This is a genomic window from Glycomyces sp. MUSA5-2, from assembly GCF_037034145.1.
Lineage (GTDB): Bacteria > Actinomycetota > Actinomycetes > Mycobacteriales > Micromonosporaceae > Glycomyces > Glycomyces artemisiae.
The window spans coordinates 150,559-163,842 of record NZ_JBAGKG010000009.1 but is presented as its reverse complement, the minus strand read 5'-3'; the positions used below and the strand labels follow the sequence as shown (position 1 = coordinate 163,842).

Sequence of the window (13,284 nt, the reverse complement as noted above, 5' to 3'; positions counted from 1 at the left end):
TTAAACGAATAGAGGGGCCCGACACCTAGTGTCGGGCCCCTCTGCATGCCCGGAAACGGTTCTCGGCGATCAAGTCGGCCGGTGGAGCCTGCGTCGGATGGCGCGTTTGGCGTGCCGGACGAGGTTGTGGGTGCTCTTGGTCTTGCGGACTTCGAGGGCGACTCGCTTGCGGGGGTTGGTGAGGTACTGGTGAACGCTCACGCTGGTGCGGAGCCGGTAGCGGGTCAACATCGTTCGCCGGCGGGAGAGATCTGCGGGGTTCGGGACTCGTAGGGCCTGCTGGAGGGTCTGGCCGGGGAGTTCGAATTCCACGTAGAGGTCGAAGACGTCGTCCTGGACGAGATCGTGGAAGTCCTCGATGGGGTCGATCTCGATGTTGAAGTGCTGAGTATCGGGGTCGTACTCGGCGGGTTTGGTCAGGGTAGTCCCGGTCTCGCGGGCGATGGCGACCATGCGGGGATGCAGACCGAGGACCCGGTGGCGCGCGAATCCGGTGGTGCCGCTGATGTGGAGACGGCCGTTGCGGCGGGCGATGCCGGTGACGGTGGTGGACATGCGTGAGGGCTTGTCCAGGAGGAAGGTCGTGGGGGTACCGCGGTCGGCGATGGCCAGGTAGCGCTCGTGGAGGGCGCCGTCGATGACGGTGAGTTCCTTGACGCGGCCGTGGTCTGCGGCGCCTCGGTAGTGGCCTTCGATCTCAGTGAACTCGGTTGCGGCCGCAGCCAGGAGGATCGGCTGGTTGTGGGGGTGGAGTTTGGCGAGGGAACCGGCGGTGAGGTGGCGGTGGAGAAGCTCGGTGGTGCGCTGCCACCATTCGGTGCGGGCTTCGGGGTCGTCGATCATGGCGATGAAGCGCAGGAGCGAGATGCCTTCGGTCTCCCAGTGGCGGTACATGAGGTGGTCGCGGCCGGGGCCGGGCGGGACGTGCTCGTGGAGGAGCTCGACCATGTGGACGAGCATTTCCCAGAGGATCGCGGTGCGCTGCAAGAAGTCCTCGCCGGTCGCTGAGGTGACGTTGCCTCCGTCGTCGCGGCGGACGAGGTACAGGCAGTCGTAGTCGGCGACGATGGAGATGTTGCGGGCGCGGAGGTACGCGTGGAACGTGAACGGCTGGTCCTCGGCGCGTTTGACGCCCGCGGGAAAGCGGATGCCGTGCCGACGGAGGTGGTCGGTGCGGAAGAGTTTCCAGGCGGCGATGGACCAGTAGATGCGGGACGTGTAGAGGTCGGCGGCGTCCTCGTTGCGGCGGAACATCGACTGGGGCGCGGAGCGGTCGACGCCGACGACCTTGCCGAGGACCACGTCCGACCCGTTGCGGCGGGCCGATGCGACGAGGCGTTCGAGGGCTTCGGGTCCGAGATGGTCGTCGGCATCGAGGAAGAAGACGTACTCGCCGGTGGCGAAGTAGTCGAGGGCGACGTTCCTCGGGTGACCGGGCCCGCCGGAGGCGGCCTGGTGGACGACCGTGATGAGGTCGCCGTGGTGGTGGGCGAGCTTGTCGAGGAAGTCGCCGCTGCCGTCGGTGGAGCCGTCGTCGACGGCGATGATCTCGATCCGGTCGGTGCCGATGGTCTGGGCCAGCACCGAGTCGATGGTCTTCTCCAGATACGGCATGGCGTTGTGCACAGGTATCACAACGGACACAGTCGGGAACCGCACTACTGTCTCTCCTTGTCCTCACCGTGTCGGAAGGACGGTAGTGCGGAGTCGTAACCAGCGATGTCTTCGCGGAGTTAACGCGAAGTATCCACTAGTCCCGTTCGGAATTCGTTCTGTGCGTTTGCAAGCCGGCCTCGGCTCAGACGTACGGGCCTTCGATGTGCTCGCCGGCGTGCTGGCGGTACCAGAGGCCGCGGTAGCAGCGCCACGGCTGGGGGCGCAGCTGCGTCGGAGCGAAGATCTGTTCGAGGAGGCGGCGGGCCTCCAGGAAGAAGTCGAGGCGCTCGTCGGGGGCCGCGATGTGCTGGGAGTCGTCGACGGGACTCTCCGCGGGGAGGATCGTCAGCGACGGCCACATCGTGGTCTGCTCGGCGAGGGGGAGGAGCCAGGCGCGCATCTCGTCGAGCGGTTCGCTGCCCACCGTGTAGGTGAACGAGGTGCGGTGGCCGGCTTCCCTTGCCGCCGAGAGGATCTCGGAGAGGCGCTCGGACTGGCGGCTGGCGACCGGCATGACGGGGTCGGCGGCCGCGGCGTCCTCAGGGACGATCGGTTCGGCGGCGAGTTCGGCGCTGTCGTCCTTGTACGTCTCGGTCGTGAGGAACAGGAGGACGGGCCCCACTTTCTCGGCGAGCTCGTTGAACGCGGCCTTGCTGCGCAGGGCCGGGGTCAGGACGCCGAGCGTCGTGGACTCGGGGAGCCCTTCGGCGGTCATGGCCTCGCGGACCGCGAGGAGGTGCTCGACGATCAGCTGCTCGTCGCGGGCGCCGCTCGCGGAGAGGGTGACCTCGTCGAAGAGGTGCCGCTCGCCGTCGTCGGCGAGGTCGGAGGCGAGGGCCTCCAGGAGGTCGCGGTAGCACTTGACCAGTTCGGCGGACTCGACGTCGGCCTGGAGGAGGAGGGTGGCGGCGGTGCCGTCGGCGCGGAGGTATCCGCGGACCTCTTCTCCCGGTTCGGCCTCGATGATCTCGGCGACCGGGGTGCCGTCGACGCAGAGCTCGCTCAGGCCGTGCTGGGGCGAGGACGGGTCGACATGGGCGCGGAGGCTGAACGGCGAGGTCGCGCGGTCGGCCGGGAGGACGAGCATGAACTCCTCGTCCTCGGAGTTCAGCCGTAGGCGCATGCCTTCGCTGTTGTTGCCGCGCAGGCCGTACAGGTTGAGGGCGATGAGCAGGAGCTCGCTCCACTCAAGGTCGTGCCGCACCGCGAGGCGCCGCCAGCGGTGCACCGTAGACGAGATCGGCCCGGCTGAATCAGCTGGTTGTATCGGCTCTTCCATGACCAGTTCCGATCTTTCCTCTCGTCCCCACCGCGGAAACTCCACCGTACAAGAGACTTGGGCGTACAGGTGGACGCGGTCCACCTCTATGCTAGGTCCGCCGACGGACAAAAACACCCGTCGTGAGCACCGGCACGCGGTCCGAATGCTGGGAACCGTGTCTCCATGGACGCCATTGCGATCCGCTTTCCCGATCTTATCGAGTGGGATCGATGCGCGCATGCCGCGGCCGGGTGGGCGCCCCGATCGGGGCGCTCGTCACTAGCCGCGCGGCAAGGTAGGCTTTCCGCCATGCCGGACCCGCGGTCCGGCGCGAATCCGTCCCCCCGTTCGGCGATGGCCGGCGGTTGCGCAAAGGAGTCACCCGTGGTCGACCAGGGTGTGGTCTGTTCCGTCGATCCGCACGTCAGCCGGATCGGCGCCGACGTGCTCGCGAACGGCGGCAACGCCGTCGACGCCGCGATCGCCGCCGGTGCGGCGCTGACGATCGTGGCCCCGCACCTGTGCGGGCTGGGCGGGGACCTGTTCGCACTGGTCCACGTGCCCGGCGAGGACGTTCCCGCGTATCTGAACGCGTCGGGGCGCGCGGGGTCGGGCGCCGACGCCGAGGGACTGCGGGCCGAGGGGCACCGGGCGATGCCGTTCCGGAACGACCTGCGATCGGCGACCGTGCCGGGCTGCGTGGACGGGTGGTTCGCATTGCACGAGCGGTACGGGTCGCGGCCGATGGCGGAGCTGCTGGCGCCCGCGATCGAGCTGGCGTCGCAGGGCTGGCCCGCGACGGCGATGCTCGCGAAGGCCGGGACGCTCCTGGACGGCGTCGAGGGCGCCGAGGACCTCACGGGGCTTGCGGCCGGGGCGACGGTGACGCGGGAGCGGACCGCCGCGGCGCTTCGCGCGGCCGCCGAGGACGGGCGCGACGGGTTCTACCTGGGCGACTTCGGGCAGGGGCTCGTGGAGATCGGGAAGGGCCTGTTCACGGAGGCGGACCTCGCCGCGGTGCAGGCGCAGTGGGAGGAGCCGCTGAGCGTGGAGGCGTTCGGGCACCGGATCTGGTCCGCGGCGCCGAACTCGCAGGGGTACCTGCTGCTGCTCGCGCTGGCGATCGCCGACAGGCTGGACCTGCCGGTGGACGCGGGCGACCCGCTGTGGGCGCACTACCTGGTCGAGGCCGCGCGGCAGGCCGGGTACGACCGGCCGGAGCGGCTGTTCGACGGAGCCGACGTGGCCGACCTGCTGGCGGCGGCCGGGGAGCGGGCCGGGAGGATCAGCGCCGACGCGAAGGCCGAGGTGCCGGTGCACCAGGCCGCGGGCGGCACTACTTATATGGCGGTGCTGGACGGGAACGGCATGGGCGTCTCGTACATCCAGTCGAACGCGGCCGGGTTCGGGACGTGGCTGTTCGAGCCGCGCACCGGGATCGGTCTCCAGAACCGCGGGACCGGGTTCAACCTGGAGCCGGGGCACCCGGCCGAGTACGGGCCGGGGAAGCGCCCGCCGCACACGCTCGTGCCGGCGCTCGTGACGCGGGCCGACGGGTCGCTGCGGCTCGTGGCCGGGTCGATGGGCGGGGACTCGCAGCCGCAGATCGTGTCGCAGCTGATCGCGCGGGTCCTGCACGGCGGCGAGTCCGTTGAGGCGGCGGTGGCGGCGCCGCGGTGGCGGCTGCACCCGGGGGAGACCGGGTTCGGGACGTGGACCGGCGTGTACGAGACGGACGTGGAGCTGGAGGACGGGAGCCCCGAGGCGTGGGGCGCGGGACTGAGCGAGCGCGGGTTCGCGGTCGCCCCGGCGGCGGCCGGCAGCGGGTTCGGGCACGCGCACCTCATCGAGATCGACGAGGCGGGACGTGTTGCGGGCGCGGCGGATCCGCGCGCGGAGACGGGGACGGTCGGGACGGCGCCGAACCGGGGCTGACGGATTGTCGGACCCCGGCGGTACGGTCGGGGGCGATCGGTGTGGCTCGTGGAGAGGACTGGTGACGTGCCTGAGTCGTTGCGGCTGGCGGATGCGCGGCGGATCGCGATCGCCGCGCAGTTGCGGCCGAAGGCCGCGCGTTTCAAGACGGTGCTGGAGCGGCTCGGGTGCATTCAGCTCGACACGATCTCCGCGGTGCGGCGCGCGCACGAGCTGACGCTGCTCGCGCGGGACCTCGACGTCGACGAGGCGGTGCGGAGCCTGGACCGGCGGAAGGCGCCGGTGGCGTTCGAGTACTGGGCGCACGCGATGTCGCTGCTGCCGGTCTCGGCGTGGCCGTACCTGGCGCGGCGGCGCAGCGCGTGGCGCGAGCGGTACGCCGACGACTCGCTCGCGGAAGCGGAGGCCGAGGTGCTGGCGCTGCTGCGCGAGCGCGGGGCGATCACCGTGTCGGACTTCCCTTCCGGTGCGATGCACCGCGACCGGGGCACCGGGAACATGGGCGACTCGTGGAACTTCCGGACTGACCACAAGCACGCCGTTGAGCGACTGCTTTGGTTCGGGGACGTCGCGTGCACGCACCGGATCGGCTTCAAGCGGGTCTACCAGCTGGCCGAGCGGGCGATACCCGCCGAGCACCTGTGGGACGCCGACGACGCGGAGTGCCTGCGGTACATGGTGTCCACAGCGCTGCGGAACCTCGGCGTGGGCACGACGAAGGACGTCGCGGACTACTTCAGGCTCAAGATCGCCGACACCGAGCGGGTGCTGCGCGAACTGGAGGTCGAGCAGGTCGCGGTGGAGGGCTGGAAGGGCCGCGCGTGGATTGACCCGCAGGTGCGGCGCACCCGCACCACCGGAGCCGAACGGGCCGTCGCGGTGTCGATGTTCGACCAGCTCGTGTGGCTGCGCGAGCGCATGGAGCGGCTGTGGGGCCACGGCTGGAAGATCGAGATCTACGTGCCCGAGCCGCAGCGCACGTTCGGGTACTACTGCCTGCCGGTGTTCGTCGGCAGCGACCTGCCGGGGCGGGTCGCCTTGCGCCGCAGCAACGGTGACCTTGTCGTCGAGGCGGCGCAGTGGGACGACGCGCGGGCCGACCGGGAGCACCTGCATGCGGCGGTGGACCGGGCGGCGTCGTGGGTCGGGGCCGAGGTGCGGTGGAAGGCCGAGGTCCGGGGGTTCGACACCGTCTGAGGCGGGAAAGGGGGCGCGGTTGAGCGGTTAGGGGACACGGCGAAGCCCCGGCCTGGGGTGGCGACCGGGGCTCCGGGGTCCGCGCCGTTGCGGCTCAAGAAGGTCGGGCCCGGCCGTTGTCGATCCGGCCGGACCCTGGCATCGGTCCTACGTCGTGACGAGCGTCAGGCCCCACGCGGAGAGGGCCGGGCCGATCGGCTGGAAGTAGGTCGTGCCGCCGGAGGAGCAGTTGCCGGAGCCGCCGGAGGTCATGCCCTGAGCGGAGTTGCCGGTGATGAACGAGCCGCCGGAGTCGCCGGGCTCGGCGCACACGTTGGTGCGGGTCAGGCCCGTGACGGTGCCCTCGGCGTAGTTGACGGTCTGGTTGAACGCGCCGACCGTGCCGCAGTGCCAGCCCGTGGTCGAGCCGGAGCGGCAGATCGAGGAGCCGACGGCCGCCTGGTTGGCGTTCGCGACGTCGCGCGAGCCCGAGTACATGTTGACCTCGTCGTAGAGCGGCTCGCTGGAGCCGACCGCGACCCAGGCGCGGTCGGAGCCCGGGAAGACTGAGTTGCGGAAGGTGCCCGGGGCGGCCTCGCCGCTGGTCACCTGGTCGCCGGCGGAGCCGCAGTGGCCCGCGGTCACGAAGCCGGGGGTCGAGCCCTGGCGGACCGAGAAGCCCACGGAGCAGCGCCACGAGTTCTCGATGATGTACGAGTCGCCGCCGCGCACGAAGTACAGCTCGGGCGCCTCGGCGGCCGTCACGGAGACGAGCGACGGGTCGATGCCCGCGGCGTCCACGGCCTCGGCCGCGACGGCCTCGTCGGCCGCCTCGACCACGAGCGTGTTGCGCTCCACGTCGATGTAGTGGCCGTACAGGCCGTCGAGCGCGAGGGCGTCGAGGCTGGTTCCGGCCGCTTCGAGGTCCGCGAGGGCGTGCTCGACGAGGACCGGGGTGGCCCCTTCGGCGCGGACCTCGTTGAACTCGGCGCGGTCGGTGGTCGCGACGAGGATCTCGTCGGCGCCCTCGGCGACCCACAGGCCGCCGTAGGAGGCGTCGAGCGAGTCGGGGACCTCGGTGAGGAGGTCGGACGCGACGGCCTCGACGGCGAGGCGGTCGTACGCCTCGGACTCGGTGAGCCCGAAGGTGTCCGAGAGCTCGTCGATGAGGGCGGGGGAGACGTTCCCGAGGAGGTCGGCGCGGGCGTCCGCGGCCTTGGCGTCGAGGATCTCGGCCGAGGCGGGTGCGGCGCCCGCGGCGAGCGAGAGCGCGGTGACTACGGCGCCGGCGGCCGTGACCGCAAGTGCGCGTTGGCGATTCATGTGATGCATGCCTTTCGGGTGAGGGCATCGACGGCCGACGGGGTTGGCGACCGCCATGGCAGGGCCGGGTGCGACCGCTGGTTGCGGTCTCACCCGAGGTGATGGGTGAGCCATGCCATACATGGAGATTAGAGGTAAACCGCGCAAAACTAAAGATAGAAATAATTCAGTGAATATCGGGCTAAGTGGTCTTCGGTTTCAGAAATGCGAACTGGGCTGTGATTTCACAGATTTACACCAAAAGGGGCGGCGTTCCGGTCGGAACGCCGCCCCTTTCCGCTGGGGCGCTACTTGAACGCGTCGGCGTGCTCGGCCGCCCACTGCGCGAACGTGCGGGCCGGGCGGCCGGTGATCCACTCGACCGTGTCGGCGACGGTCTTCCCCTCCGGCGGCGTGTTCCCAAGGGCCTCAAGGAGGAACGCGATCAGGCCCTCGTGGAAGCCCTCGCCGCGCCACTTCTCCTTCGCCTCTTCCACGGTGAGCTCCACGTACTCGACCTCGCGGCCGATCGCCTCGCCGAGGGCGCGGACCTTGTCCTGCATCGTGAGGACCTCGGGGCCGGTGATGATCAGTTCCGCACCGTCCTGCCCGCCGTCGAGCAGGACCCGCGCGGCGACCGCGCCGATGTCGGCGGGGTGGACCATCGCGCTGAGGCGGTCGCCGAAGGGCTCGCGGATGCGGCTCTCGGCCTTGATGGGCGCGGCCCACCACATGAGGGCGTTCGACATGAACTCGACCGGGTGGAGGAAGGTCGTCTCGATCGCGCTGGCGGCCAGGAGGGTTTCGAGCGGGCCGTCGGCCATGCCGCCCAGGACGGTGGCGCGGCGCACGCCCGCCTCTTCGGCGAGGGCGACGACGGCGGCCGGGTCGGGGATCGCGCCGTACTGCTCGCCCGCGAAGTTGATGAAGTGGACGGCGTCGACGCCCTTGAAGGCGTCGGCGAGGGTCTCGGGCGCGGCCAGGTCGCCCACGGCGAGCTCGACGCCGGCGGGGACGGCGGCCTCGGGGTTGCGGGTGAGCGCGCGGAGCTCGGCGGTCGGGTCGGCGGCGATGAGCTGCTCGACGACGTTGCGGCCGACGGTGCCGGTGGCGCCGGTGATCAGGATGCGCATGGGGACTCCTCGAAAAACTCTGGAACGGAATGAGTTGTTCCAAGTTTAGCAGAGCGGAATGATCTATTCCAATAGGAGGGCCGAGGTTTTTCGAAGTGAGGTGTCTGCGCAGGTGAACGGGGTGCCGACCCCCGCGCTCGGGCGTGTCGGAACGCGGCCGCCCCCGGTTTCAACGGTGCCCGGCGGGTGTGACAGTTCGGCGCGGGCGGCTATTGCTCGCGGGGGTCGCCCGCGGTGACGAGGCCCGTTTCGTAGGCGCAGATGACGGCCTGGGCGCGGTCGCGGAGTTCGAGTTTGGCGAAGATCTTGCCGACGTGGGTCTTGACGGTCTGCTCGGAGACGAAGAGGGCGGCGGCGATCTCGGGGTTGGAGAGGCCGCGGGCGATGAGGCGCAGGACCTCCTCTTCGCGGGGGGTGAGGGAGTCGAGGCGGGAGGAGCGGCGGAGGGCCGGGCGGGCCTTGAAGCACTCCTCGATGAGGCGGCGGGTGACCGAGGGCGCCAGAAGGGCGTCGCCGTCGGCGACGACGCGGACCGCGGCGATGAGGTCGCCGGGCGGCGCGTCCTTGAGGAGGAAGCCGCTGGCGCCCATGCGGAGTGCTTCGTAGACGTAGTCGTCGATGTCGAAGGTCGTGAGCATGAGCACGCGCGGGCGGCGCTCCGGCGGCGCCGACAGGATGCGCTTGGCCGCCTCAAGGCCGTCCATCGTCGGCATGCGCACGTCCATGAGGACCACGTCGGGGCGCAGGCGGGTCGTCTCGGTGACCGCCGCGACGCCGTCGGGGGCGTCGCCGACGACGTCGATGTCCTCCTGCGCATTCAGGAGCGCGGCGAAGCCGGCGCGGACCATGGCCTGGTCGTCGGCGATGAGCACCTTGATCGTCACGCGGACTCCTCTGCGGTCGAACGGATCGGCAGGACCACGCGCACGCGGAAGCCGCCTTCGGGCGTCGGCTCCGCCACGAGATCGCCGCCGTCGAGGGCGACGCGCTCGCGCATGCCGACCAGGCCCAGGCCCGAGCCGTCGCGGCCCGTCGGGCCGGGGCCGCCGGGCGGCGGGCCGTTCACCACCGTAACGTCCAGTGTCCCGTTCTCGGAGGTGACGGAGGCTTCCACCTGTGCGCCCGGCGCGTGGCGCATCACGTTGCTCAGGGCTTCTTGGACCACACGGAACACTGTGAGCGCCAGGGTTTCCGGGAGGTCGTCGGGGAGGTCGCCGACGGTGAGTGCGACGGGTGTGCCGGTCCTCGTGACCGCCTCGGCCAGGCCGTGCAGCGCCTCCGGGCCCGGCTGCGGCTCCCTCGCGCCCGCGTCGTCCTCGCTGCGCAGCACGCCGAGGAGCCGCCGCATCTCCGCGAGCGCCTCGCGGGCCTGGTCGCTGATCGAGCGGAACTCCGCCTTCGTCTCCTCGTCGAGACCGGCGAGGCGGTACTCCGCGGTCGAGGACTGGACGGCGACGACCGACATGTGGTGGGCGACGATGTCGTGCAGCTCCCGGGCGATGCGGGCGCGCTCCTCCAGGAGGCGGCGGCGCTGGCGCTCGCCCTCGGCGACGCGCTCCTTCTCGGCGACGCGGGTGCGGCCCTGGCGCCAGATGCGCACCGTCAGACCGACGAGGAACGCGAACGCGCCCAGGAGGAGGCCGAGCGTGAGGTTGTCGGAGGCCGGGTTCGGGTTCGCGTCGAGGACCGGCTGCGGCATGGGGTCCAGGCGGTGCGAGCTGACGCCCCAGACCGCGGCGACGCCCACGGCCGCGTACCCCAGCCAGCAGAGGACGCCCGCCCAGGCGCGGCGGTCGCGGCCGAGGGCGAACAGCACGGTCATGAGGGCGAACAGGCTGGGGACGGTCAGCGGCCACGGCTCCCACTTCGTGGTCTCCGTCCAGAGGGCGGTCGCGATGAGGGAGGCCATGACCAGCAGCCACGCCTCGACGGGCCGGAACCGCGCGAGGATGATCGCGGCGCCGGTGGCGATCGTGATGGGCGCGCCCACGGCGATGCCGTAGTTGGTGGCCATGAGGCCGTTCTGGATGGCGAACATCATGAGCGCGAACGGGACCGAGCCGGGGCCGACGAGGGCGAGCGTGGAGGTGAAGCGCCAGCGCCAGTCGCCGTCGCCGAGGGGCGCGACGGGCACCAGGTAGCTGATGACCCGGCGGACGGGATGCGGGTGCTGCGCGGGCTCGTTCGGTGCGGTCTCGGCGGTCACGTGCCCAACGGTATGCCGCCGGGGACCTGCGCGCCCTCACTCCGGGGTACGGGTCGGGCGGGGGCGTCTCACCCCTGGGTATGAGGGGGGATTCCACGCCTCGGCTTGAGGGAAGGGGACTTCCCGGAACCTACCGTTCGGCGCATGAACCGAGACTTCTTCCGAACGCGCGCAGCCGAGGTGACCGCCATGTCGGGGATCGCCGCCTCCCAGGCGGGCTTCGCGGTGATGCACTTGACGCAGTCCCATGACGTCGACGCGGTTTCCACGCCGGTGTCGGCGTATGCCGTGACCTGGCCCGGCGTGCTTCTGTTCCCCGCTTCGGTGATCGCGCTGGCCGCGACCTGCTTCGTCCTCGCGATGCGCGGGGTGGGGCTGGCGCGGGAGGGGTTCGTGAAGTTCCTGCTGGGGTCGACGGCGGTGATGCTGCTGTGCGCGGCGGTGTTCCGCACGGGGACGCCGGAGTCGGGGCTGACGTGGTGGGCGCAGATCCACCGGTATTCGGCCGGGGCGGCGTTCGTGCTGCTGACGGTGGTGGCGGGGATCTGCGCGGCGCGGATGCGGGGCGCCGATGCGCCCGCGTGGGTGCGGCACGGGACGTGGTGGGCGACGGTGCTGGCGGCTTTGACGTTCCTGACGACGACGGTGAACACGTTCCTGCCGGGGGTCCTCGACGGTGGGGACTGGCGGGGGATTCCGCAGCGGGTGCTGCTGGTGGTCCTGTCGTCGCTGCTGTGGTTCCTGGTGGCGAACTCGATCCGGGCGGCGGCCCCGGCGGCCCCGGTTCCCGCGGTCGAACCGGCGCCGACCCCGGCCCGCGTTCTGACGGGGGTCCGGTCGTGAGGGGCCTCAAGGGGATTCGGTCACGCGTGGCGCGGGTCCGGCTCGCCTTGGGCGGCTGCCGCGAACTGCGGCGGGCCCGGGAGGAGTGCTCGCCCTTCACCGCTCGGCAGGAGTCGGGGGACGGTCCGTACTTCGGCAGTTGGTTCTAGCCGGATCGCATATCCTATATCCTATAGGATATGCGATCCGGGCCGGAGGACTCGACGCGTCATGCCGCCATGCGGGCCAGTTCCGGTTCTGCCGCTTCGGGTTCGGCGGCGCGCCCCGGGAGGAACGCGGCGATGGCGAGCGCGGCGAGCGAGGCGCCCGCGGCGATGAGGAAGATGATCTGGAAGGCGTCCCTGGAGGGGACGGCGGTGCCCGCGAAGTCGACGGTGACGTGGGCGAGGACGACGCCGGCGATGGCGCTGGAGATCGAGGTGCCGATGGACCGCATGAGGGTGTTCAGGCTGTTGGCGGCGGCGGTCTCGTGGACGGGCGTGGCGTCCATGATGAGGGCGGGCATGGCGCCGTAGGCGAGTCCCATGCCGGCGCCCATGAGGGTGGCGACGAGGACGAGCTGCCAGATCTCGGCCATGAGGAACGCGCCGAGGCCGTAGGCGAGGGCGACGACGACGGCGCCGGCCATAAGGGTCGTCTTGGGGCCCTTGGCGTTCGTGATGCGCGCGGAGACCGGTGACATGGCCATCATGACCAGGCCGGAGGGCATCATGACGAGGCCGACGGTGAGCATCGACTGTCCGAAGCCGACGCCGGTGGCCTCGGGGATCTGGAGGAGCTGGGGCAGGACCAGCGACATGGCGAGCATCGCGAAGCCGAAGACGACGGAGGCGAGGTCGGTGAGCAGGACCTGGCGGCGGGCGGTGGTGCGCAGGTCGACGAGCGGCTGCGGGGTGCGCAGTTCCCATGCGCCCCAGGCGAGGAGGACGACGACGGCGCCGATGCCGAGGCCGAGGGTGAGCGGGTCGGTCCAGCCCCAGTCGGCGCCTTTGGAGACGGCGAGGAGCAGGGCGAGGAGGCCTGCGGAGAGGCCGATCGCGCCGACGGGGTCGAAGCGGCCGCCGGACTTGACGCCGGATTCGGGGACGGTGGCGGCGACCAGGAGCAGGCACAGGAGCCCGGCGCCGGAGGCGACCCAGAAGAGGACGTGCCAGTCGGCGTGGTCGGCGAGGAGCGCGGCGGCGGGGAGGCCGAGGGCGCCGCCGATGCCGAGGGAGGCGCTCATGAGGGCCATGGCCCCGGCGAGTTTCGCCTTCGGGAGTTCGTCGCGCATGATGCTGATGCCCAAGGGGATCACGCCCGCGGCGAGGCCCTGGATCGCGCGGCCGGTGATGAACGCGGCGAGGTTCGTGCTGAGCGCGGCGACGACCGAGCCCGCGGTGAGCAGGACGAGGCTGATGAGGAGCATGCGGCGCTTGCCGAACATGTCGCCGAGGCGGCCGACGACCGGGACGGCGACGGCGGAGGCGAGGAGGGTCGCCGTGACGGCCCACGAGGTGTCGCCGACCGAGGCGCCGAGGAGCTCCGGCAGCTCGGGCAGGAGCGGGATCACGAAGGTCTGCATGAGCGAGACGACGATCCCCGAGATCGCGAGGACCGCGATGATGCGGTTCGAGCGCACGGGCGTTCCGTCCGGCTCGGCGGTGTTCTGAGTCATCAGTGGTGGTTTCCATCCTGGTAGTGCATGTGACCCGAAATATTTTAAGTCAACTGCTTGACTTACTGTACTCCGCGGGGTTGAATAGTGGGCAAATCGCACCGCCGTCGATCTG

Annotated in this window: 10 protein-coding genes; 3 read left to right on the top strand and 7 right to left on the bottom strand. The window is 70.9% G+C overall.

Features of this window, described 5'->3' with window-relative positions; all coding sequences use genetic code 11:
• Nucleotides 1-69 precede the first annotated feature (69 nt).
• The gene (locus WA640_RS24175) at nucleotides 70-1,644 is read right to left on the bottom strand and encodes a glycosyltransferase (RefSeq protein ID WP_442904814.1); all 1,575 of its coding nucleotides are present in this window, start codon (nucleotides 1,642-1,644) and stop codon (nucleotides 70-72) included.
• A 154-nt stretch (nucleotides 1,645-1,798) separates the two neighbouring features.
• The gene (locus WA640_RS24170; protein ID WP_335991186.1) at nucleotides 1,799-2,884 is read right to left on the bottom strand and encodes a hypothetical protein; all 1,086 of its coding nucleotides are present in this window, start codon (nucleotides 2,882-2,884) and stop codon (nucleotides 1,799-1,801) included.
• A gap of 417 nt (nucleotides 2,885-3,301) precedes the next feature.
• Between WA640_RS24170 and WA640_RS24165 the strand changes: the two genes are divergently transcribed.
• Complete coding sequence (locus WA640_RS24165; RefSeq protein WP_335991184.1) at nucleotides 3,302-4,852, top strand: gamma-glutamyltransferase family protein; 1,551 nt, start codon at nucleotides 3,302-3,304, stop codon at nucleotides 4,850-4,852.
• Between the two features lie 66 nt (nucleotides 4,853-4,918).
• Entirely contained in the window at nucleotides 4,919-6,049 is a 1,131-nt protein-coding gene (locus WA640_RS24160) for a DNA glycosylase AlkZ-like family protein (protein WP_335991182.1), read from the top strand.
• A 147-nt stretch (nucleotides 6,050-6,196) separates the two neighbouring features.
• Here the strand turns inward: WA640_RS24160 and WA640_RS24155 are convergent, their stop codons facing one another.
• From WA640_RS24155 to WA640_RS24140, 4 genes are all read right to left on the bottom strand, one after another.
• A complete protein-coding gene (locus tag WA640_RS24155; protein ID WP_335991181.1) occupies nucleotides 6,197-7,351 on the bottom strand; it encodes a S1 family peptidase in 1,155 nt (384 codons plus the stop codon).
• A gap of 287 nt (nucleotides 7,352-7,638) precedes the next feature.
• On the bottom strand, nucleotides 7,639-8,463 hold the full coding sequence (locus WA640_RS24150; RefSeq protein ID WP_335991180.1) for an NmrA family NAD(P)-binding protein: 825 nt from the start codon (nucleotides 8,461-8,463) through the stop codon (nucleotides 7,639-7,641).
• A 209-nt stretch (nucleotides 8,464-8,672) separates the two neighbouring features.
• Complete coding sequence (locus tag WA640_RS24145; RefSeq protein WP_106366456.1) at nucleotides 8,673-9,347, bottom strand: response regulator; 675 nt, start codon at nucleotides 9,345-9,347, stop codon at nucleotides 8,673-8,675.
• A complete protein-coding gene (locus WA640_RS24140; protein WP_335991179.1) occupies nucleotides 9,344-10,669 on the bottom strand; it encodes a sensor histidine kinase in 1,326 nt (441 codons plus the stop codon). The genes WA640_RS24145 and WA640_RS24140 overlap by 4 nt, the downstream gene beginning before the upstream one ends.
• Nucleotides 10,670-10,813: 144 nt before the next feature.
• Here WA640_RS24140 and WA640_RS24135 point away from each other — a divergent pair, with 144 nt between their 5' ends.
• On the top strand, nucleotides 10,814-11,512 hold the full coding sequence (locus tag WA640_RS24135; RefSeq protein WP_335991178.1) for a DUF998 domain-containing protein: 699 nt from the start codon (nucleotides 10,814-10,816) through the stop codon (nucleotides 11,510-11,512).
• 208 nt (nucleotides 11,513-11,720) lie between these two features.
• Here the strand turns inward: WA640_RS24135 and WA640_RS24130 are convergent, their stop codons facing one another.
• Nucleotides 11,721-13,169, bottom strand: a complete 1,449-nt coding sequence (locus WA640_RS24130; RefSeq protein ID WP_335991176.1) for an MFS transporter — start codon at nucleotides 13,167-13,169, stop codon at nucleotides 11,721-11,723.
• Nucleotides 13,170-13,284 lie beyond the last annotated feature (115 nt).